The organism is Ewingella americana ATCC 33852 (assembly GCF_000735345.1).
Lineage (GTDB): Bacteria > Pseudomonadota > Gammaproteobacteria > Enterobacterales > Enterobacteriaceae > Ewingella > Ewingella americana.
On record NZ_JMPJ01000064.1, the window covers coordinates 108,512 to 130,557 of the forward strand.

Genomic DNA, 22,046 nt, shown 5'->3' on the forward strand with positions numbered 1-22,046 from the left:
CATTGTTTGATTGCGGAGGGGATTATGCGTCAGTTTTGTGACATTTTTATGAAAATCGCTCAGCAGCCAAACTAAGTGTAGCTAAGCCTTCATTAATGCGTCATGTCGTTGAAATCCGCCTGATTTAGCGAGGACAGCCCCCAGCCTGACGTTTATACTTTGCGGCAAACTGTTGCATCACACCAACAACGGGAGTTTCATGCGCCTGATCCACACTTCAGACTGGCACTTAGGCCAGTATTTCTTCACCAAAAGCCGTGCCGCCGAGCATCAGGCGTTTTTGCGCTGGTTGATAGAACAGGTGGAGTGCCATCAGGTTGACGCCGTGATTGTGGCAGGTGACATCTTTGATACCGGCTCGCCGCCGAGCTATGCCCGCGAGCTGTATAACCGTTTTGTGGTCGAGCTGCAAAGTACCGGCTGCCAGCTTATCGTGCTGGCGGGTAACCATGACTCGGTCGCCACGCTAAATGAATCCCGTGAGCTGCTCTCCTGCCTGAATACCCGCGTGATTGCCACCGTGGGCGAAGACTTATCCCAGCAGGTTCTGACCTTAAATCATCGCGATGGCACGCCGGGCGCGGTGCTGTGCGCCATTCCCTTCCTGCGCCCGCGCGACCTGATTGCCAGTCAGGCCGGGCAGTCAGGTAGTGATAAACAGCTGGCGCTGCAAGAAGCCATCGCCGCGCACTATGACGCGCTGTATCAGGCGGCGCAGGCCGAACGCCAGAAACTGGGCCTGCCTCTGCCCATTATTGCCACCGGCCACCTGACCACCGTCGGCGTCAGCACTTCAGACTCAGTGCGCGACATTTATATCGGCACCCTCGACGCCTTCCCGGCGCAGGCTTTCCCGCCGGTGGATTATGTCGCCCTTGGCCACATTCACCGCGCCCAGTGCGTGGCGAAAACCGAGCATATTCGCTACAGCGGCTCGCCGATTGCCCTGAGCTTTGACGAGCTGAGCAAGGTGAAAAGCGTCTATTTATTGGATTTCACCGGCGACCAGTTGAACAGCATCGACACGCTGGAGATCCCGCAATTCCAGCCGATGCAGATGATCAAAGGCTCCTTGGCGGAAATCGAACAGCAGTTGAAACAGTTTACCGACGCCGCCCGCGACAAGCCGGTGTGGCTGGATATCGAGGTCGCCACGCAGGACTACCTGAGCGACATTCAACGCCGCATTCAGGCCCTCACCGCCGACCTGCCGGTGGAAGTGGTGCTGCTGCGCCGCAGCAAAGAGCAGCGGCTGAACAGTATTTCGCAGCAGGAAAAAGAGACCTTGAGCGAGCTGAGCGTCAGCGAGGTTTTCGAACGCCGTCTGGCCTTGGAAACCGAAGTTGATGAAAGCCGCCAAAGCAGAATGCGCACCCTGTTCGCGCAAATCGTAGAACAAGTACAAAGCGGCGAGTCAGCGGAGGACCGCGCACAATGAAAATTCTCAGCCTGCGGCTTAAAAACCTGAATTCGCTGGAAGGCGAGTGGAAAATCGATTTCACCGCCGAGCCTTTTGCCAGCAACGGGCTATTTGCCATTACCGGCCCGACCGGCGCGGGGAAAACCACCCTGCTCGACGCCATCTGTCTGGCGCTTTACCACCAGACGCCGCGTCTCAACGTGTCGCCAACCCAAAACGAGCTAATGACTCGCCACACCGCAGAATCACTGGCCGAGGTGGAGTTTGAAGTTAAGGGTGTCGGCTACCGCGCCTTCTGGAGCCAGCGCCGGGCCAAAAACTCACCGGACGGCAACCTGCAAGCGCCGAAGGTGGAACTGGCGCTGCTGGAAGATGGCAAAATTCTGGCCGACAAAGTGCGCGACAAGCTTGACGCCATCGCCCAGCTCACCGGGCTGGATTTTGGCCGTTTCACCAAGTCGATGATGCTGTCGCAGGGCCAGTTTGCCGCCTTCCTCAACGCCGACGCCAATGACCGCGCCGAGCTGCTGGAAGAGCTGACCGGCACCGAGATTTATGGTCGATTGTCCGAGCAGGTTTTCGAGCAGCACAAGCAGGCGAAAAACCAGCTCGAAGGTTTACACCAGCGCATGGCGGGCATTGAGCTGCTGAGCGAAGAGCAGCGCCAGCTTTTGGAAAGCCAACTGGCCGAGGTAAACCAGCAAGAACAACAAGTTAGCCAGCAGTCTCAGGCGCAGCAGCGCGACCTCAACTGGCTGCAACAGTGGCAGCAGGCGCAGCTCAAGCAGCAGCAATATCAGCAACTGCTTCAGGCCAGCGAGCAGGAAGCCGCGCAGGCCGCGCCGCAGTTACTGCAACTGGCGCAGAGCGAACCGGCGGAGAAACTTCGCCCCCTGCTCAATGACCGCAACCGTCTGCGTCAAGACAATCTGGCACTCAGCCAGCACCTCAAAGAACTGGGCGAGCAGCAGGCCAATCAGCTTCAACAGATGGCTCCTCTGGCGCAGGCCGTTGAGCAGGCTCGCGCGGCTCGCCAGCAGCAGGTTCAAACCCAAGAGCAGCAGCAGAAGCTGATTGACGAGCAGGTGCAGCCGCTGGACAACCAGATTGCCCAGCTAGATAAAACGCAGGCAGACAGCCAACAGGCTTTATCCGACACCCAAAAGCAAGCGACAGAGCTGACGGCAACCTTAGAACAACTGAGCGCAGATCGCCTGAAGCTGGAGCAGCAGAGTCAGCAGCATCAAGCCCAGCAGACCACTCTCGCCGCCGCATTGGGCAGCCAGCAAAAGCAGCTGGCCGAGCTGGAACAACGCCATCCGCTGGCGGCATTGCAACAGCGCCAGTCGGAGCTGACTCGCCTGCGCCCGGTGCGCCAACAGCTGTTTTCCCTCTCCCAGCAGTATCCGCAAATCAGCCAGCGGGTTGAGCAACAGAGCCAAGAGTTTACCCAGCGTCAGGCTGAATTGGCCGCGGCCGAGAAACAGCTGGAGCAGATCCGCCAAGAGTTTAAGCAGCACAAAGCCCATCAGACTGACGTCGAAAAACTGCTCGAGCAGGAGAAGCTGATTGTCAGTCTGGAGGCCGAGCGTTCGCGTCTGCAAACTGGTGAAGCTTGCCCACTGTGTGGCTCGACCGAACACCCGGCCATTGAGCAATATCAGTCAGTTAAGCCGTCTGAAACCGAGCGACGCGTGGCGGAAATGCGCGCCAAAACTGAGGCGCTGCACACGCAAGGCACCGAGCTGCGGGCCAAAACCGAGAGCCTGAAAGAGCAGCAGGCGCGGCTGCAAAACCAGCTGGTGCGGGACCAAAACCAGCAAAAAGCCTATCTCGAAAACTGGCAGCAGCTGACTGCCCCGCTCAATCTCAGCTTTGAATTACAAGACGCGGCGCAGCTGGAACAATGGCTGGTAGAACGCGACCAAGAAGAGCAGCAGTGTCAGCAACTTAGCAGCCAGCATGAGCAGCAGGCACGAGCGCTACAGCAGGCGAAAGATGCCCTGACGGCGGCGCAGAATGAGCAGCTTAAAGCCCAGCAGCAGGCCGCGTTATTAACTGAACGCTTCACGCTGATGCAGAGCAACCATACTCAGCAACAGCAGCAGTTGGAAAAGCTTCAGCAGCAGGTCGCTCAAGATGGCGAAAGCTTGCAAAAGCTCCGCCAGCAGCGGGTTGCGCTGTTCGGCGAACAGCAGATTTCTCAGGTACGCGAACAACTGCGCGCCCAGCTGCAAGCCAGTGAAAATGCCTTGCAGGCCGCTAGCGAGCAGTTGCAAAAATCGCAGGAACTGCGCGACAGGCTAGCCGGGCAGGTCGCCAGCGCAACCGCCTCTCAGCAGCAGTTGACCGAGCGGTTGCAGCAGGCCGAAAGCGCGTGGCAGCAGGCACTGAGCGCCAGTGATTTCGCCGACGAGCAGGCGGTCAGCCTCGCCCTGCTCGACGACGCCCTGCGCCAGCAGTTGCAGCAGCGCAAAGAGCAGCTTCAGCAGAAACTGGCCGAGCATCGCGCCCTGCTGGAACAGGCCAATCTCACTCTCGAGCAGCAACGCCAACAGCGGCCAGAAACCCTGAGCGAAACCGACAGCGACACCGCGCCGCTGGCCGAACACCTCGAGCAATTGGCCCAGCAGTTGAAAGCCTTGCAGCAGCGTCAGGGGGAGATCCGCAACCAGCTGACCACCGACGTCACGCGCCGTGAGGGGCAGCAAAACCTGATCGCGCAAATTGCTCAGTCGCAGCAGCTGTGCGACGACTGGGGCTATTTGAACTCGCTGATTGGCTCCAGCGACGGCGCGAAATTCCGCAAATTCGCCCAAGGTCTGACATTGGATCATCTGGTGTATCTGGCGAACAAGCAGTTGGAAAAGCTGCACGGCCGCTACCTGTTGCAGCGCAAAACCAGCGACGCGCTGGAGTTGCAAGTGGTAGATACTTGGCAGGCCGACGCGGTGCGTGACACCCGCACCCTCTCAGGCGGCGAGAGCTTCTTGGTCAGTCTGGCACTGGCGCTGGCGCTCTCCGATCTGGTGAGTGACAAGACCCGCATTGACTCACTGTTCCTTGATGAAGGCTTCGGCACCCTCGACGCCGACACGCTGGACACCGCGCTGGATGCCCTCGACAGCCTAAACGCCTCGGGTAAAACCATCGGCGTGATCAGCCACGTAGAGGCCATGAAAGACCGCATTCCGGTGCAAATCAAAGTCACCAAGGTCAATGGTCTGGGCGTCAGCCGTCTAAGCAGCCAGTTTAAAGTCTGATTCCAGCCCGTTCTTCACCTCAAAATGGCTAGCCAACCGCTAGCCATTTGCACATCTATAACTCAGCTTTTCTCTTCTTGCGCACCAGCGCAGTGCACTCCCGCATTTTTAGTCTGCTGAAAACGCTGACTTTTCTGCTTTTCACCAACATGGCACGGCCTGTGCTTAGGGTTATGTATACAAGTTGCGGTACAAGCTGCAACCCCTCCTTAACCCGCAAGAGGCCAGCCGATGAAAAACAGCAAACCTGAGTCATCCCTCGTCAATCCACGCCGCCGCCAACTGATGAAATGGCTGGCGATCACCGGCGGTGCCATGACCCTCGGCGGCATGGTGCCCGCCAGCGCCTTTGCTGCCGATGACGATGAAATCCGCATCGGCTACTGGCCGATTGTTGGCGGCCTGCCGTTTTATGTCGCGCTGGAACAGGGCTTTTTCAAACAGGCCGGGCTGAATGTCAAAGGGGTGAAGTTCGCCAGCGCCCAGCAGATTATCGAAGGCATGCTCACCGGCCGCATTCACGGCTGCGCCAACGGCACGGCCACCGGCGCGCTGGGGCTTGGCGCGATAACCCAGCCGGATTTGTTCAAAATCATCTGTTCAAACCCGTCGAATCGCACGCTGGTGTTGGACGAATTCTTAGTGCCACTCGACAGCAAAGCCACGTCAATTGCTGACCTGAAAGGCAAGAAAATCGCCTGCGGGCCGGGGATTCAGAACGTCACCATGGCAAAAATTATTCTGGAGAAAAACGGCTTCAGCAATCCATCGGTGATTGAGCTGCCGGTCGGCCAGCACGCGCCCGCGCTGGCGGCGGGGCAAATTGACGGCGTTTACACCCTTGAACCTACCGGCACCGTCGGACGCATGAAACACCTGTCGCGCACGCTGGAAACCGGGGTTATCTCGAAATATGTGCTGGGCGATGCCGACGCCCCATGGTTTGGCGGCGCGGCGGCGCTGAATACCGCCTTCATTAAAAGCAGCCCGGACGCGGCGAAGAAGTTTATCGCCGCCTATGCCCAAGCCGTGGAGTTCATCCAAGCCAACCCTGACAAGGCCCGCGCCAACATCGCCGGGTATACCAGCATCGAGCCTGCGCTGGTCAGCGAAGTGCCGCTGCCGGGCTTCGTCATGTATCCACAGCTCAACGGCGACAACCTGAAGTGGTTCCAGAAATTCTATGACGTGTTTACTGAACGCAAGATCTTCAGCAAGCCGGTGGACGTGGCATCGCTGATTTACCAAGGTTAAACAGGGAGAAACGCCATGACTTCACGCTGGTCTACGAAATTATTGCCGCTCATCGGCCCGATTCTGCTGTTTCTGTTTTGGCAGTTAGCTGTCAGCGCGAAATGGCTCAATCCGGTGCTGCTGCCCTCGCCGGTGGAGACGCTGAGCTATATGTTCCAGTCGTTTTCCGACGCCAGCATGCGCACCGACATCGGCGCGACGCTCTATCGCACCCTGATGTCATTCGCCTTCGCGGCGGTGATTGGCGTGCCGCTGGGGGTGATTTTAGGCAGCAGTGAAAAGGTCTACCGCAGTCTGGAATTCCTCATCGACTTCTTCCGCTCCACGCCCTCTTCGGCGCTTATCCCGCTGTTTATGCTGATCTTTGGCATTACCGACGCCAACAAAATCGCCATCGCGGCCTTCGCGGCGGTGCTGGTTATCCTGTTCAACAGCGCCTATGGGGTGATGAATGCCAAGAAGACTCGGCTGATGGCCGCCAAGGTGATGGGGATTTCGCGCTGGCACATTTTCAAAGACATCATGCTGATGGAGAGTCTGGCGCAAACCTTTGTCGGCCTGCGCACCGGCGTGTCGATTGCGCTGGTGATTGTGATTGTCGCCGAGATGTTTATCGGCGCGGAGACTGGCCTGGGTCATCGCATCATTGACGCCCAGCAAGTGTTCAATATCAAAGACATGTATGCCTCAATCTTGATCACCGGCGCCATCGGCTATCTGTTGAATCTGGCCTTCCTGCTGGTGGAAAAACGTATCGTTCACTGGAGTAGCAAAGCATGACGCAACCTCTCTCACTTCGCGATGACTACAAGGGGCCGCAGCTGCCGCAGTACCCTTCTCGCCCCGATACCCACGTGACTATTCGCGGCTTGTCGAAATCTTTTGCCGGTCAGCCGCTGTATACCGACTTTAATTTGGATCTGCCTCGCGGAAAAATTGTCTCAATCTTCGGCCCCAACGGCTGTGGCAAGTCGACGCTGATGAACATGGTGGCTGGGCTGATCCCGCTGGATCAGGGGGAAGTGCTGTTCGACGGCAAAACGCTGGCGCAAACCACCATTGGCTATGTGTTCCAGAACTACCGCGACGCGCTGTTCCCGTGGATGAGTTCGTGGGCCAATATCGCCTACCCGCTGGTGCGCCACGGCATGAACAGGGCCGAAGTGGAGGCCCGAGTGGCCGAACTGGTGGCGATGTTTGATATTCGTTTTGACCTCAAACGCTACCCATATGAGCTTTCCGGCGGCCAGCAGCAGACGGTTTGCATCATGCGCGCTTTGGCGACGCGCCCGGAGGTGATGTTCCTCGACGAGCCTTTCTCAGCGCTGGATTTCGAAATGACGCTGTTTATCCGCGACAAGTTGCAGGAAGTGCAGATGGCGACCGGCGTGACGATGGTGATTGTGTCTCACGACCTGGAGGACGCGGTATTTCTGGCCGATGAGATCCTGCTGCTGACCCGCAGGCCCACTCGCATCGCGGAAATCGTGCCTTTCGACCTGCCTCGCCCGCGCGATGCCGAGATCATGAGCCATGCCGAATTTATTCGCGTCAAAGCCCATACGCTGGAAGTGTTTAAACGCGAGATGGCGCTGTAGCTGATTCCTCACTGGCCCCAGCCTGCCGCCACTGGCGCGGGCTGACGCCAAACCAGCGGCGAAATGCTCGTGAGAAGGCGCTGACTTCGGAGTAGCCGAGCAGCAGCGCCATTTCCGAAATCGGCAACTGCTGTTGCTGTAAATAGTGGGTCGCCAGCTCGCAGCGCACCTTGTCCACCAGCTGAGTAAAGCTCAGGTTCTGCTCGCGCAGGCGGCGCTGTAAGGAGCTGGCCGACAGGCCCAGTTTGTCTGCCACTTCATCCAATACCGGCTCGCCGCGCAGCAGTGCCTGACGCACTCGCGAACGGGCGCTGTCGACGATTGACTGCTGCGAAGGCGCATCGGCGTTCAGTCGGCGAATGGCGTCTTGCATCACCAGCAGCAGGGTTTGGTCGCGCTCCGGCATGGCGCGCTGCAAATCGCGTTTGGCGATCAGCAATGAGTTGTAAGGCTGGTCGAAGTAGACCGGCGCGTCGAAAATTTTGCAGTGTTCGTGCCACTGGTGCGGGCGCGGATGCTCAAAATGCACTTCGCGCGGCGCCCAGCTTTTGCCTAACCCGTGGCGCAACAGATTGAGGATCATCCCCAGCGTCAGCTCGGCGTCCTGCCGTTTACACAGAATGCTGCCGTGGCGCACCTGATAATCAAAACGGTAGTGATCGCCTTTGTCCACCAGCCGGGTCAGGGTGTTGTGCTGATGAAAAGGGAAGGCATTGACCACGTTTTGAATCGCGGCTTCCACCGTAGAAGAACAGAGGCCAATGTAGCCAATCAGCCCCAATGACTGGGGTTTGAACTGCTTGCCGTAGTGCAAACCGAAGTTATCGCAGCCCGACTGCACCGCCGCCTCTTCCAGCACCTGACAGTAGTTCGGCAGGCCAAGACTCAGCGTCGGCTGTTGCAGCAGTTCAGGATTAATGCGGCACAGCCCCAAAACCCGATCGACATCCGCCCCTTTCGACAGAATAAATTCGCTAAGCCCCGATGCCGCCGCGGCCAGAACGCCGCGATTGCCAGCCTCGTGCTGCCCCAGCGCGCTGAGCGCACCGTTCAAACCCGGCGTGAAGCCGGTTAGTGGTTGAAGTAAAGGTTCAGTGTGCATGCGCTTCCACTCCATAAGGCAAACAGGTCAGGAAGTTCTGCAAGTTTCGTACCAGCCCGGCGGGAAGAACAAATGCAGTCAGGACAGAGGGTTAGCGCCGCAGGGATAGGACTAAGCCCGTGCGGCGCACAGAAAACGTGCAGCCTGCTTCACGCCCGAGCCTGATGTTGCGGCAGGCGCGCGAGATAATCGCGGCACAAACGCAGGCTTTCGGCTTCCCAATCATCCCCTAGACTTTGCGCCATTTCGGTGGTGGCGTGCGATCCGCGCCAAGCCAACAGTTGGATCCGCCGCTGGACGATCATCGTGGGGATCACCGCCAGATCTGCCTCACTCAGCGGGCAGACGCGCTGATAGCCGCGCAGCCAGTGCTCGACCCACTCGGAGGCGCGCGGGTGGTGCTCGACAAAGCTAATCGCCGCCGCCGCGTCATGCATATACCAGCCCATGCCGCAGTCGTCGAAGTCAATTACTCGGGTTTCGCCCTCATGCAGCAGCAGGTTGGTGAGGCGCAGATCGGCGTGGATAAGCCCGTAACGTTCGCTGCTTTTGCCATAGTCTTGCAGCACCTGATGAATGTGCTCGATGGTCTCTTCTATCAGCGGGAAATCCTCTTCGCGCAGCCCCGGCGCGTCCTGCCAGCGCCCCCAATGACTCTGCAGCCCGACCATGGTGTCGTGATCCCAGACGATGCGTCGGAACCCTTCGGGCTTGGCCCAGCTCCGGCTGTGTTGGTGCAGGCGCGCCGTCACCTCTCCCAGTTGGGCAAAGGCGCGCGGGTCAACCTCGGTGGTCGGCATCTCGCCCTCAATCCAGTGGAAGAAGGTGACATTGCGGCTTTCGCCGTCGCTTACCGGCAGGGTCTGCACCCGCTGGCCGTCGAGCGCCACAATCGCCTCCGGCACCATGATGCCGGTATGACGCAAGGCATCCAGCCACGCCAACTCGCTCTCTATCTCGTCACGATGGTGGTAATCCCCGCGATGAATGCGTAAGGCAAAACGCTGGCCGCTGTCGCCACGCACCAAGAAAGTGGCGTTTTCCGAGCGGCACAAAAGAGATAACTCCCCGTGAAAAGCGGCGGGATAGCGCAGCAGCGCCTCGCGAGCTAACTGGGTCAGGCTGGCGGCATCAAGCGTATCGGACTGTTTAGCATTCATAGTGTTCACTCCGGCAGGTGGCAATCAATCAAATGAATCTGCCTTCAGAATGAGAGTCCGCGGCGTTTGCTGCTTGACCCGGCAATAGTAAATGTTGACCGTAGACGCCCCTCACCCCCCACGAGGCGGAAACTTGACCTCAGGGCGCGCGAATCGCCATTCCACAGTCAAGTTTTGCCGTAGTGACCAGCGCATTATCAAAACACCTTCATCACCGGAACCTCCGGTATCGAGAACTTCATCGCCTGTCAGGAGAAATTATCATGTTGAAAACCAATGCCTTTGACGCCGCAGCCAGCAGCAATATTCCGGCTGAGAATTTGGCGATGATTGAGCGCCGCCGCCGTTTACTCGGCCCGGCCTACCAGCTGTTCTACAAGAATCCGGTGCATCTGGTGCGCGGCGAAGGGGTGTGGGTGTATGACGCCGAAGGCCGCCGCTATCTCGACGTGTACAACAATGTGCCGTCGGTCGGCCACTGCCACCCGCACGTGCTGGAAGCCTTGGTGCGTCAGGCTTCAACCCTCAACACTCATACACGTTATCTGCATGAAAATGTGCTGAATTTCGCCGAAAAGCTGGTCGGCACCATGCCCGCCGAGCTGAGTCAGGTGATGTTCACCTGCACCGGCAGCGAGTCCAACGATTTGGCCCTGCGCATCGCCGAGGACTTTACCGGTGGCACCGGGGTGATTGTGACCGAGTTCAGTTACCACGGCATGACCAAAGCCATTGCCGGGCTGTCGGCGTCGATGGGGCCTTACGTCAAGGTGAATGGCGATGCGCGGGTGATCCCAGCACCTATCCATAACCCGGCCAATCCGGCGGAAGTGGGCAAACGCTTCGCCAATGACATCCGCGCGGCGCTGGCCGATATGCACCGTCACGGCATAAAACCGGCAGCGCTGATGATTGACACCTTCTTTACCAGCGACGGCGGCTTCTTTGACCCGGCCGGGTTCTTGAAAGAGGCGATTGAGGTGATCCACGACGCCGGGGCGCTGTACATCGCCGACGAAGTGCAGCCGGGCTATGGCCGTTCGGGAGAAACCATGTGGGGCTTCCAGCGCCACGGCGTGCTGCCGGATATCGTCTCCCTCGGCAAGCCGATGGGCAATGGTCATCCGATGGCGGGCATCACCATTCAGCCGCATATTTTGCAGCGTTTCGGCAGTGAATCGAGCTATTTCAACACCTTTGGCGGCAACACGGTCTCTTCCGCCGTCGGCCTCGCCGTGTTGGAAGTAATTGAGCAGGAGAACCTGATCCCGAGCGTGGGCCGCGCGGGCAAAGCCATTCTCGACGGCATCAGCGCGCTGGCCCAGCGTTTCCCAGCCATTGGCAGCGTGCGCGGCGCGGGTCTGTTTGTCAGCGTGGATTTCGTCACGGCTGACGGCGCGCCGGACTCGGTGACCGCGCTGGCGGTGGTCAACGCCCTGCGTGAAGAAGGCGTGCTGATTGGCGCGTCCGGGCCGCACGCCAACATCCTCAAGATTCGTCCACCTTTGGTGTTTACCGCCGAACACGCAGAGATTCTGGTCGGCGCGCTGGAGAATGTCCTGAGCAAAATGTTCTGAATATCCCTTTAACTGGTTTCAGGAGAGCACAATGACAACACAACTTAAACCGACGCTGGGCACGGTACACTTGTGGGCGATTGCCGTGGGGCTGGTGATTTCCGGTGAGTATTTTGGCTGGAGCTATGGCTGGGGCGTGGCCGGTACGCTGGGCTTTCTGGTGACCACGCTGCTGGTCGCCACCATGTACACCTGCTTTATTTTTAGTTTTACCGAGCTGACCACTGCCATTCCTCACGCCGGTGGGCCTTTCGCCTACAGTCGCCGCGCCTTTGGGGAAACCGGCGGGTTAATTGCCGGGATGGCCACGCTGATTGAGTTCGTGTTTGCGCCCCCGGCCATTGCCTTGGCTATCGGCGCTTACCTCAACGTGCAGTTTCCCGACCTCAATCCTAAAGTGGCGGCCTTTGGTGCCTATATTGTGTTTATGGCGCTGAATATTCTCGGCGTGAAGCTGGCCGCGATGTTCGAGCTAGTAGTTACCGTGCTGGCGGTGCTGGAGCTGCTGGTGTTTATGGGCGTGGTCGCGCCGGGCTTTAGCGTGAGTAATTTTGTGCTCAACGGCTGGGCGGGTGGCGAGCATTTCGGCTTACCGGCGTTTTCCGGCATTTTCGCCGCCATTCCCTTCGCTATCTGGTTCTTTTTGGCCATCGAAGGCGCGGCAATGGCCGCCGAGGAAGCCAAAGACCCAAAACGCACCATTCCCAAAGCCTATATCAGCGGAATTTTAACGCTGGTGGTACTGGCGATTGGCGTGATGGTGATGGCCGGTGGCGCGGGCGACTGGAGCAAGCTTTCTAATATTAATGATCCTCTGCCGCAGGCGATGAAGATGGTGGTTGGCGAGCACTCCGGCTGGATGCACATGCTGGTGTGGATTGGCCTGTTCGGGCTGGTTGCCAGTTTCCACGGCATTATTTTGGGCTATTCGAGGCAGTTTTTCGCGCTGGCTCGCGCCGGATATTTACCTTCCGGGCTGGCAAAACTGTCACGTTTTCAGACGCCACACCGGGCAATTTTGCTCGGCGGCGTGATTGGTATCGCGGCGATTTTCAGCGACGGGCTGATTAATCTTCAGGGCATGTCGTTGACGGCGGCGATGATCACCATGGCGGTGTTTGGCGCGATTGTGATGTATATCATGAGCATGCTGAGCCTGTTCCGCCTGCGCAAGATTGCCCCAGAGATGGCACGCAGCTTCCGCGCGCCGGGCTATCCGCTGGTTCCGGCCATTGCGCTAGTGCTGGCAGTGGTCTGTCTGCTGGCGATGCTGTGGTTCAATTTGGTGATTGCCGGGGTGTTCGTGCTGTTTATGGCGGTGGGTTATCTCTATTTCGCGGCCACCAAGGTGCAGCGCACCAGCGCGCCAAAAGATCTGATGTTAGAGGGGGAGTGAAAAGAAGTGGGTCTGCTTTTGGCTTCTTGAGGTTTGCGGTCGATTGGTGATGGATAGTTGATCGAGACTGACGGGCTTACTAAGGGGTGAGGCGTCCCTGCGGGAACCTCATCCCCTTAGTTTCCCTGATATCGGACTTCACTGGACGGTTAAGGGCGATTTTGGGGTGGGGTTATAGCTATTGGGTGAGAAGAAAGGGTCTGCTGGGGGAATGGCAGACCCTTTTCTTTTTGGGGTGGGTAAGTAAGAAGGATTAGAGTGGCATACGTTCCTGCGGCCACAGCCACGCGGCACCGCGCACGCCGCTGGAGTCGCCGTGGGTGGCTTTGAGGATTGGCGTTTCGCACTCGCCGCCAAATACCCACTGTTTGAGCAGTAAAGGCACGGTCTGGTAGAGACGGTCGACGTTGCTCATGCCGCCGCCGAGGACAATCACGTCCGGGTCGAGGATGTTGACCACGTTTGCCAAAGCTTTTGCCAGTCGGCGCTCATAGCGGCCCAGCGCCAGTTCGGCCACGGCGTCGCCTTCATCGGCTAATTTGATGATCTCCGGCCCTTTCAGGCGCTGGGTTGAGAGGCGGAAATAGTCCTCTTCAAAACCGGTGCCTGAGCAGAAGGTTTCGACACAGCCTGATTTCCCGCAGTAACACGGCACTTCCTGTGAGAAACGAATTTCGTCTTCGTCCGGCCAAGGCAGCGGGTTATGGCCCCACTCTCCGGCGTTGCCGTTGCCTCCGGCATGGACTTCGCCACTGAGCGCAATGCCGGAGCCACAGCCGGTGCCGATGATCACCGCGAAGACCGCTTTTTTGCCCGCGCCCGAGCCATCGGTGGCTTCGGAGACTGCCAGACAGTTGGCGTCATTGGCGATGCGCACTTCGCGCTCGAGCAGTGTGGCGAGGTCTTCGTCGAGCTGCTGGCCGTTAAGCCACACCGAGTTGGCATTTTTCACTTTGCCCGTGAAGGGCGACAGCGTGCCGGGAATGCCCAGCCCGACGCTGCCGCGCTGACCGGTGGCTTTTTCGGCGTCCAGCACCAGCCCTTCGATGGCTTTTAGGGTCTTTTCATAATCATTTCGCGGCGTATCTACGCGCTTGCGAAACAGCTCGCGGCCTTCGTTGGACAGCGCGATCACTTCGATTTTTGTTCCACCTAAGTCAATGCCAATACGCACGGGTGCCTCACTTGGTTTTGTCTGCGATTTCTGGTGTTCAGGTTAATCAGTGTAGAGCCCAGCGACCAGTCTGCGAGAAGATTTCCTAACGACGACCGCCGCTCAATTGGGTATCATGCCGCCCTGCATTCGATAAATCAGCGTACCACGGGTACGCACGGACAGGGATAACATCATGTTATGGTTTAAAAATTTGTTGGTCTACCGTTTGAGCCGTGAAGTCTCTTTGTCTGCCGACGAGATGGAAAAGCAGTTAAGCCAGTTTACCTTTACGCCTTGCGGCAGTCAGGACATGGCGAAGACCGGCTGGGTGTCTCCTATGGGTTCACACGGCGGCGACGCGCTGACCCATTCGCACAATGGCCAGATCCTGCTTTGCGCCCGTCAGGAGCAGAAGATCCTGCCCTCTCCGGTGATCAAGCAAGAGCTTCAGGCCAAGATCGAACAGATCGAAAGCGAGCAGCATCGCAAACTGAAGAAAACCGAAAAAGATTCGCTGAAAGATGAAGTGCTGCACAGCCTGATGCCGCGCGCCTTCAGCCGTTTCAGCCAGACCTTTATGTGGATTGATACCGTCAACGGCCTGATCATGGTTGACGCCGCCAGCGCCAAGAAAGCGGAAGATATGCTGGCCCTGCTGCGTAAGAGCCTCGGCTCGCTGCCGGTGGTGCCGTTGACCATGGAAAGCCCGATTGAGCTGACGCTGACCGAGTGGGTTCGCTCAGGCGAGACGCCTGCTGGCTTCACGCTGCAAGACGAAGCCGAGCTGAAGGCGATTCTGGAAGAAGGCGGCGTGATCCGCTGTAAGAAGCAGGCTTTGGTCAGTGATGAGATTGCCACCCATATCGAAAATGGCAAGCTGGTGACTAAGCTGGCGGTTGACTGGCAGGAGCGCATCGCCGTGGTGCTGGCTGACGACGGCAGCATCAAGCGCCTGAAGTTCAGCGATGTTATCCGCGAGCAGAATGACGACATTGACCGCGACGACTTCGCGCAGCGCTTTGATGCCGATTTCATCCTGATGACCGGCGAACTGGCCGCGTTGATTCAGAATCTGGTGGAAGCACTGGGCGGCGAAGCGCAGCGTTAATTCTCGCGCCAAGCTAAAAACAAAGGACGCGATTTGCGTCCTTTTTTCTATCTGCCGGTTGGCGGTCAGACGTTATTTATTCAGGTATTTGCACAGGTAAGCCGTTGACTCAACCACTTGCAGGTTGAACTCGCTGTGGCCTGGGACATAGAATTTTTCGCCTGGCTCGAAGACCTGCCAGTCAGGGGAACCCGGCATTAACACTTTCAGGGAGCCGAGCAGGACGGTCATCTCTTCAGGCTTGTCGGTGCTGAAGGTGTATTCGCCCTTTTCCATCACGCCGACGCTTGCTGCACAGCCGGCACTGTCGCTGTCAAAACCAATCGACTTAACCTTCCCTGCAAAATACTCATTATTTTTCAACATAGATTGGCCCTTCGCGATAATTTTAAGAGTCTCCATATTAGGGGCAGAAAAGGCCCGCTGTCACTGATTATTGTTGGTTTATGGAGGAGTCCCGAGGTGTGCCGCAAACGCAGGAAAGGGATTTGATTTCACCGGGGCGCAGTGCCATTCTGGACAGTTGTGAATCTGCCCCTTTCCGCCACCGATTGATAGGTCATCCGCATGTCTTTGCCGCTGGAACTCCATCGTTTACTGCCCGCTTTTATTAGCGCGGCGCAGAGTGAGAACTTTTCGGCCGCCGCGCGCCAGTCCGGCGTGACGCCTGCCGCCATCAGCAAAAACATCCGCGTGCTGGAAGAAAAGCTTGGGCTGAGGCTATTCGCCCGCAACACCCACAGCGTGGTGCTGACCGATGAAGGCAAAGCCCTGCTGGCGGAGATCCAGCCACTGTGGCAAGCCCTCGCTTCGACGCTTGAGAACGCCACCAGCCGCGACGGTCAGCCTTCAGGCAGCGTGCGGGTTAGCGTGATCCCCGGGTTCGGCCAGTTGATGCTGATGCCGCTGCTGCCGGAATTCCTCAAACGCTATCCGCAAATCAATCTCGACCTCTCTTTGGAGGCGCGGGTGGTGAATTTAGTGGCCGAAGGTTTTGACGTGGGAATTGGCAATCGCGTCGACCCGGATAGCCGCCTGATAGCCCGCCAGCTCAGCCCAATGCGCAATATTCTGGCTGCTTCTCCGGGCTATTTGCGGCAGTTTGGTACGCCTGCTGCGCCAAGTGATTTGGCTCATCATCAATGCCTGTTGCATCGCAATCCGGGCAATAATCAGATAGTGAAGTGGCCGCTGGCCGAGCCTTTCCAGACCAGTGAGCTACAGGGGCGGATTGTCGCCTCGCGTCCCGATTTGCTGATTAACGCCGCGCTGGCCGATTTAGGCATTGTCTGTCTGGCAGACTGGTATGTGAACCCGCATGTGCAAAGCGGCGAGCTGGTGCCGGTGCTGGAAAGCCATTGGCAGCCCGGCGTGCCGCTGTGGCTCTATTACAGTTCGGCGGATTTACCGCCGAGAGTGCGGGTATGGGTGGAGTTTGTGCTGGAGCACTTTCGCGGCTGAACCACTGAAATTCACGCATAAAAAAGGCCTGTAAATCAGGCCTTTTTCGCATTCAGATTGGGTGTAACTCAGACGATAAGCTCGGCAGCCAGCTTGGCAACCAGCACGTTTGACAGCAGAACCGGAATACCCAGCTTGCTTTGCAACAAGTCGCCGTGATGGCGGTGATAGCCAATACAGTCCAGCACCACCACCTGCGCACCCTGCTCTTCAAGGGCCAGCGCGGCTTCTGTCAGCTTGGCTTCATCAGCCAGATAAGGGCTGGCGACGGCGAAACAAGGCTTTTTCGACAGCTTGCGCCACTTGTTTGCCTGCTCCTCAATTTGCTCTTCAACCGGCACCACGATGCCCACCTGATGCGTGCCGACAATCGCGCCTACCAGCGGCGGAATAATACGGTCCGGCTCAAGCAGCATGGCAGTTTGGGCTTTAAGCCCGTGAAACTCGCCGGTGCAGAGCAGCAAAATGGTTTCGCAGCCCAGCTCTTCCAGCCAGTTCACTTTTTCTTGCAACCCGCGCTCAACGTGCCACGATCCGAGAGTCACCTGCGTGCCGTCTAATAGACGAGAAACCAGCAGCGGTTCACCCTCTTCAGGGGAGAAACGCTGCTCGATTTGTTCAGAAGTGAGTCCGTCGAGCAGGCCGACGTGGGTCACAGACTCTTCAGGAAGATATTCCATCAACAGCGGCATAATGTCGCTGCGTGGAGCCTGACCGATAGTCAGCGTCGCAAAGGAAGTCATCATAATGCTTAGTTCCGGCTTTGCAGGTGGCGCAAGCTTCCGTACAGCGACAACAACAGTTGATATTCGTCGGCATCAAAGAACTGACAGGTGCCACGACCAAACTCTTTAGCGACTTCAACGGCAAATTTCGCCGTCAGTGCGATATCGACTTCATGGCTTGCGCCTGTTCCACAACCCGGAACCACTGATTCAGCGGTAATTGCCACACCCACCACCGGCACGTCAGTCGCCGTTGAAGGTTGCAGAATGCTGTTCAGGTGGTGAACACCATTGCCATAAGGCGTGATGTCCTGAGTGGTTATTGGGAAAGTTACCGCCGGTTTGCCGCTGGTCATTTCCATAATGCGCAGTAAATCTTCGGATACGCGCAGAATATAACCCTCTTTAACCGTTGGAGAAATCGCAAAACCTTTATGGTTTATGATTCGGTTACCTTTGGTGGTATCAATGGACAAAATAGCGTCCACGCCCGCTACCACTTCGTTGTCATTCATGGTGACGTCGTCGATTGGCGAGTCCATGAAATCCACAGGATCATGAGGTCGAGTCGGCGCATTCGGGCAGATATGGGTAGTGACGATAACATCACCAGCCAGCACATCACCTTTACGCTGCATTTCAGCCAGCTTAAGAGCCGCGCTGATCGCCGCGATAGCGCCATCGGCGTCAGACACCACGCCAATGCGCGTCGGACGCGCACCGATGCCGCCTAAGCGACCGATAATCCCGAGCGTTGGCGCACTGCCGCCGCTGATTTTACCGTCGCTACCCGGCAGCGTGATTTTAACAAAATCAGTGCCGCCTTTCGGGCCATCAGCGCGGTGCGTGGTCGCCGTTACGCCAGAATATCCAGCGAACAAATCCACCACATCCTGACCGCTGACGTACGCGTTATCGATCAGTTCGAACACCGTTAATGTCTGTTGCAAACTCATGGTGCTTTCCTCTTGGTACTTCGCGACAGACGCTGCGAGAGCGCACATGCCAAAACTGCCGCGATAGCCGTTCATTTCTTTTCACTATGAGATGAAAGAATGAATCGGTCTGTTTTTACGTTTGGCTTCGTGAGCCCTGGTGTTGGTGCAGTATTCTCGTCGTCTCTCGAGCCAGCCGGTACGCTGACCGGACTCGAAAGGGTTGGAGTATTATTTAGCCTTAGAGCTGAAAATCGAGTTAAAGAAGCTGTACAGGGCATCACCGGCAATAAAGCCTGCCGCCAGAATCTCCATCGGCGTGCGACCCTTCTCACCCCAAATACGGATGATGATGATACGCAGCACGATACCGGTGATAACCGCCCATCCAGCCATAACGCTGTTAATCAGCAAACCGGTCGCCAGCAGCACACCGAGCTGGCGCTTAGGCCCGCCGATAAGCTGAATTAACGCGCCCGGAATGGCCCAAATCATTAAGCTGTATGCGATACCCGGCTGCGCGCCCGCCTGAATTGTCTTGGCGTAGACGCGGGCTACTGGCGGAACTAAATCCTGCGCGAAGTAGCCGATGTGGGCATACCAGACCACCGGAATGGCAATCACAAAAGCAATCAGTGCGGCGAACAGCTGGATGCGACGCCCGAGCAGTTCAGCCTGTAAATCTTTCCCGTAGCCGCGCAGGATAAAGCCTGCTTTCAGGTCAAAGCCCATGTCGGCGAAGGCCGGGCCAGTGGCGGCAGTAAAGCCGGTCAGCACGCAGAGCGCCAGCGGCGGGAAGCCAATCAAGATACCGACAATCAGCGTGATCAGCGCCACGGCAAAGGCCGGGAACCAGCCCGAGTGCATGGCGGCGATGCCGACAATCAACTCATGGAAGAAGGCAGCAAAGGCGGCGTAGACGATGAAGGCAATCAGCATGCCGAGTGACATCTCGCTGTACAGACCGCCCGCCAGCGCCAACAGTGCGGCAATGGCAATGTAACCAAAAGCGCCCAAGCCCAGTGCTTTACGCACTTCGGTAGTTGGCTGCGTGAAGCTGGCTTTGGCTTCGGCATTTTTCGCCCGCACCACCTGCACCACTTGAATCAATGAAACCAGCCCCGCGCCCACCATCATGCCGTGTGGGATGTACATCGCGTTGAGGTCCATACCCGCCAAAGGCTGCGCATAAGCGCGGATCAGCAGGCCGATACCAAACATGCTCAAGGCCCAGATATTGCCGATAAATGCCGTACCGAAGGCAGCCATCGGGATCTTCAGCATCGCGCCGCCAAGGCCGACAATCACGCCAGCCACCAGCAGCCAAGCTTGGCGCCCACCTTTGTCACCCGCCTTGATAGCTTCTGCGGCGGCAACCCCAGGTGGCCATGCATTGCTGGCCGGGAACACCTTGGTGTCGAACAGACGGTAGAGCAGGTAAGCGTCCAGCAACATGGCAACGGACACGCCGATAAACATCGGTAAAATAAGCTGCGGCTGTCCCATAACGTAAGGGATAGCAATCGGCATCAGCAGGCTGTTCGCGGCACCAAAGGTGGCGGAAGAGATAACCGTCTGCGCTAAGTTTTGTGTGTGAATAGAACGATAACGTTGAAAGGCTTGCATCGGAATGCGCGCCAACAGCATGGCAAATAACGCGCCAATAATTGACGTGTTAGGCGTCACGCCCAATGTGGTTATCAACTGCACGCCGATGATGGCTCCCAATAAAGAGAGCAATACCATCACAATTAATGTGCCAACATCCCTGAGTGGATTCTGCTTATTATTTTGAAGCTCATGTTGTGCCATAACTGCCCCTGAGATTGGTGCAAATAAACGCGTTATTTTCGCTATTAAGATCCACAGTTCTTAAATGGCAAAAAGTCGCGGTGAGGTATCAGTCTATTGCCAATACTCATCACCCAATTTTTCAGCTAATTGCTGAGTGACGGCCAGCAGCCCCTCTTTGATTCCGGCAGGAATATCATGACCCTCTTGTGGCGAAGGAAACGATAAACACAGTCCCACCATCTCATTGCGGTGCTTATTGCTAATACTGGTGGCTAATGTACTGATACCTTGCAGAGTTTCGTTGCATGCATGAGACACGCCGTTTTCCCGTATCTCCGCAAGGCGGGCTAATAATGCCTCTAAAGTTTGCGGAGAATTGATCGAATTAACACGATAATCAGTGCCAAATCGTTGAATGACATCATCAATACTGTGGCGCGCCAAAATTGCGCGACCAATGGCAGTTTCATGAGCTGGCAGTAAACTCCCCGCCGGTGTCACCACTTGTAAATAGGTTCTGCCGGGGAACATGCGCATAACCATAATATCGCGCCCCGACAGCATCGAAATATAACCCGTACACTGCGTGGATTGCCCGAGCTGCGCCATATAAGGCGAAGCGGCATCGACCAAAGGTGCCGATAAATAGTGGCTGGCAACCGACAGCAGTAATTTGCCAATGCGATATAAACGGCTATCAGGATCGCGTTCTAATAATCCCTGCCCTTCCATCGTCATTAATAAGCGCGACGCCGTGCTTTTTGGCAATTTCAGGTGCTCGACCACATCACTGAACGACAGACCGGGATGGCCCTGTCGGCTTCCTTGTTGGGAGAATAATTTTAATACCGCAGAAGCGTTTTCTAATGTGGTCATGCTTGCAGTTCCGTTATGTGGAACCCAGTTCCTGTAAGATTGAGTAAAAATTAAATCCGATAAGGAACAGGGTCAAGATGTTTCTTTTTTGTAAGTTAAATAAGGTTGTTTAAATATGCTTCACAGGGGATAGGCAGAAGCCTTTTCAGACAATTCAACGCGGCTTTTCAGCACATTAAGCCGCATTGAATTTAATTGTCAGAATATTGCATCAATTGTGACCGGGGCGGCCTTAACTGATGTCTTCATCTTCATAGCGACGTTTGGAATCTAAAGCTTCTTGTTCGGTTTCGTGTTCGCTGATCAAGGTATTGGGTTTCGGATGGTCGGCGCGCAGCTCGTACCATGTGACCGTTTTGCCCGGCTCGCCCTTTTCAACCGGCACAATGTAAGCTTTACGAGGATAGGGAGGCTGGCTCGGCATAAAAACTCCTTGGACTTGAGTGAATGCATTAACTTGCAGTGAGTTAAGTATAGACACTCCACCGCGCGAGCTGAGAAAGCCTGAGTCGGAAGCCTCTGAAAAGCAAAACGGGCCAGCAGGCCCGTTAAGTATCAATGACTGAAAGCGCTGGTGACTAGCGAGCCACCGGCGCGGCCAGTGCATCCAGAATGGCGTCGACAATGCTCGCCGGGTCTTGGGTGCCGTCAATCACGATGTGCGCGGCTTCCTGATAGAGGTTTTCACGCTCGTTCAGCACTTGCAGCATCTCTTCGGTGATAGGTTTGCCGGTCAGCGTAGGGCGCTGGTCTTCCAGAGGTGACTCTTCAAGGCGCTGAGCTAACGTTGCCGCCGGAGAGCGCAGATAAATGACGGTACCGGTACGGCGCATAAAGGCGCGGTTTTCCGCCGCCAACACAATCCCACCGCCGGTTGCCACCACGGTCTGGGGAGCGCTGGTGCTTTCAAGCGCCTGAGTTTCACGACGGCGGAAGCCTTCCCAGCCTTCGCGCTCAACAATTTCAGCCACGCTGAGTTTGGAGGTTTGCAGCAGATAGCTATCGGTATCCACAAATTTAAAGCCCAACGCCTGCGCCAGCGCGCTGCCTACCGTGGTTTTACCTGCGCCGCGTGCGCCTATCATGAAAATGGGTTGAGTCATTACTGCTGTCCTTTAAGCCCCGGAGCTTCTTCCATCCAAAGGATGAATAGTCTGATGAGTGTCAAAACCGCCAAATTGTACTCGCGAGATAGTACAACAAAAAAGCCTCATCAACAGG

At 56.9% G+C, this 22,046-nt stretch carries 19 protein-coding genes; 9 read left to right on the top strand and 10 right to left on the bottom strand.

The features are described from left to right. The first annotated feature begins 199 nt into the window (after nt 1–199). The 5 genes from sbcD to GEAM_RS13860 all read left to right on the top strand — a co-directional run bounded on the left by sbcD (nt 200) and on the right by GEAM_RS13860 (nt 7,535). A complete protein-coding gene (sbcD, locus tag GEAM_RS13840) occupies nt 200–1,438 on the top strand; it encodes an exonuclease subunit SbcD (protein ID WP_034792466.1) in 1,239 nt (412 codons plus the stop codon). Then, on the top strand, nt 1,435–4,683 hold the full coding sequence (gene sbcC / locus GEAM_RS13845) for an exonuclease subunit SbcC (protein ID WP_034792468.1): 3,249 nt from the start codon (nt 1,435–1,437) through the stop codon (nt 4,681–4,683). The genes sbcD and sbcC overlap by 4 nt, the downstream gene beginning before the upstream one ends. A 231-nt stretch (nt 4,684–4,914) precedes the next feature. Beyond that, nucleotides 4,915–5,937 carry an ABC transporter substrate-binding protein gene (locus tag GEAM_RS13850; protein WP_034792470.1) on the top strand — a complete coding sequence of 341 codons (1,023 nt, stop codon included), beginning with the start codon at nt 4,915–4,917 and terminating at the stop codon, nt 5,935–5,937. 15 nt (nt 5,938–5,952) lie between these two features. After that, nucleotides 5,953–6,717 carry an ABC transporter permease gene (locus GEAM_RS13855; RefSeq protein WP_034792472.1) on the top strand — a complete coding sequence of 255 codons (765 nt, stop codon included), beginning with the start codon at nt 5,953–5,955 and terminating at the stop codon, nt 6,715–6,717. Continuing rightward, on the top strand, nt 6,714–7,535 hold the full coding sequence (locus GEAM_RS13860) for an ABC transporter ATP-binding protein (protein ID WP_034792474.1): 822 nt from the start codon (nt 6,714–6,716) through the stop codon (nt 7,533–7,535). Before GEAM_RS13855 ends, GEAM_RS13860 begins: the two co-directional genes overlap by 4 nt. On the opposite strand, the gene qhpR is transcribed toward GEAM_RS13860, so the two are convergent. Beyond that, nucleotides 7,513–8,637, bottom strand: a complete 1,125-nt coding sequence (qhpR, locus tag GEAM_RS13865) for an AraC-like transcriptional regulator QhpR (RefSeq protein ID WP_084674125.1) — start codon at nt 8,635–8,637, stop codon at nt 7,513–7,515. The two genes, GEAM_RS13860 and qhpR, sit on opposite strands and share 23 nt — an antisense overlap. Before the next feature lie 149 nt (nt 8,638–8,786). Beyond that, the gene (locus GEAM_RS13870; protein WP_034792475.1) at nt 8,787–9,797 is read right to left on the bottom strand and encodes a phosphotransferase enzyme family protein; all 1,011 of its coding nucleotides are present in this window, start codon (nt 9,795–9,797) and stop codon (nt 8,787–8,789) included. 263 nt (nt 9,798–10,060) lie between these two features. Here GEAM_RS13870 and GEAM_RS13875 point away from each other — a divergent pair, with 263 nt between their 5' ends. Together GEAM_RS13875 and eat are read left to right on the top strand one after the other, a co-directional pair. After that, complete coding sequence (locus GEAM_RS13875) at nt 10,061–11,374, top strand: aspartate aminotransferase family protein (RefSeq protein WP_051899525.1); 1,314 nt, start codon at nt 10,061–10,063, stop codon at nt 11,372–11,374. A 31-nt stretch (nt 11,375–11,405) separates the two neighbouring features. Then, complete coding sequence (eat, locus tag GEAM_RS13880) at nt 11,406–12,770, top strand: ethanolamine permease (RefSeq protein WP_034792476.1); 1,365 nt, start codon at nt 11,406–11,408, stop codon at nt 12,768–12,770. A gap of 253 nt (nt 12,771–13,023) precedes the next feature. Here eat and mak read toward each other — a convergent pair whose 3' ends face one another. Next, a complete protein-coding gene (gene mak / locus GEAM_RS13885; RefSeq protein ID WP_034792477.1) occupies nt 13,024–13,944 on the bottom strand; it encodes a fructokinase in 921 nt (306 codons plus the stop codon). 175 nt (nt 13,945–14,119) lie between these two features. On the opposite strand from mak, the gene rdgC reads away from it, so the two are divergent. Next, on the top strand, nt 14,120–15,034 hold the full coding sequence (gene rdgC / locus GEAM_RS13890) for a recombination-associated protein RdgC (protein ID WP_034792478.1): 915 nt from the start codon (nt 14,120–14,122) through the stop codon (nt 15,032–15,034). Nucleotides 15,035–15,106: 72 nt separating this feature from the next. Here rdgC and ppnP read toward each other — a convergent pair whose 3' ends face one another. After that, the gene (gene ppnP, locus GEAM_RS13895) at nt 15,107–15,400 is read right to left on the bottom strand and encodes a pyrimidine/purine nucleoside phosphorylase (protein ID WP_034792479.1); all 294 of its coding nucleotides are present in this window, start codon (nt 15,398–15,400) and stop codon (nt 15,107–15,109) included. 201 nt (nt 15,401–15,601) lie between these two features. Here ppnP and GEAM_RS13900 point away from each other — a divergent pair, with 201 nt between their 5' ends. After that, nucleotides 15,602–16,495 carry a LysR family transcriptional regulator gene (locus tag GEAM_RS13900; protein WP_034792480.1) on the top strand — a complete coding sequence of 298 codons (894 nt, stop codon included), beginning with the start codon at nt 15,602–15,604 and terminating at the stop codon, nt 16,493–16,495. A gap of 68 nt (nt 16,496–16,563) precedes the next feature. On the opposite strand, the gene GEAM_RS13905 is transcribed toward GEAM_RS13900, so the two are convergent. From GEAM_RS13905 to aroL, 6 genes are all read right to left on the bottom strand, one after another. Then, a complete protein-coding gene (locus tag GEAM_RS13905) occupies nt 16,564–17,241 on the bottom strand; it encodes an AroM family protein (RefSeq protein ID WP_034792481.1) in 678 nt (225 codons plus the stop codon). 5 nt (nt 17,242–17,246) lie between these two features. Continuing rightward, nucleotides 17,247–18,176: a DUF1177 domain-containing protein gene (locus GEAM_RS13910; protein ID WP_034792482.1), complete on the bottom strand. Its 930-nt coding sequence runs from the start codon at nt 18,174–18,176 to the stop codon at nt 17,247–17,249. Between the two features lie 210 nt (nt 18,177–18,386). Continuing rightward, complete coding sequence (locus tag GEAM_RS13915) at nt 18,387–19,901, bottom strand: OPT/YSL family transporter (RefSeq protein WP_411267858.1); 1,515 nt, start codon at nt 19,899–19,901, stop codon at nt 18,387–18,389. 159 nt (nt 19,902–20,060) lie between these two features. Beyond that, nucleotides 20,061–20,825, bottom strand: a complete 765-nt coding sequence (locus GEAM_RS13920) for an IclR family transcriptional regulator (RefSeq protein ID WP_034792486.1) — start codon at nt 20,823–20,825, stop codon at nt 20,061–20,063. Nucleotides 20,826–21,057: 232 nt separating this feature from the next. Further along, entirely contained in the window at nt 21,058–21,249 is a 192-nt protein-coding gene (locus tag GEAM_RS13925; RefSeq protein WP_034792488.1) for a YaiA family protein, read from the bottom strand. A gap of 154 nt (nt 21,250–21,403) precedes the next feature. Further along, the gene (aroL, locus tag GEAM_RS13930; RefSeq protein WP_034792489.1) at nt 21,404–21,928 is read right to left on the bottom strand and encodes a shikimate kinase AroL; all 525 of its coding nucleotides are present in this window, start codon (nt 21,926–21,928) and stop codon (nt 21,404–21,406) included. Between the last annotated feature and the right edge of the window lie 118 nt (nt 21,929–22,046).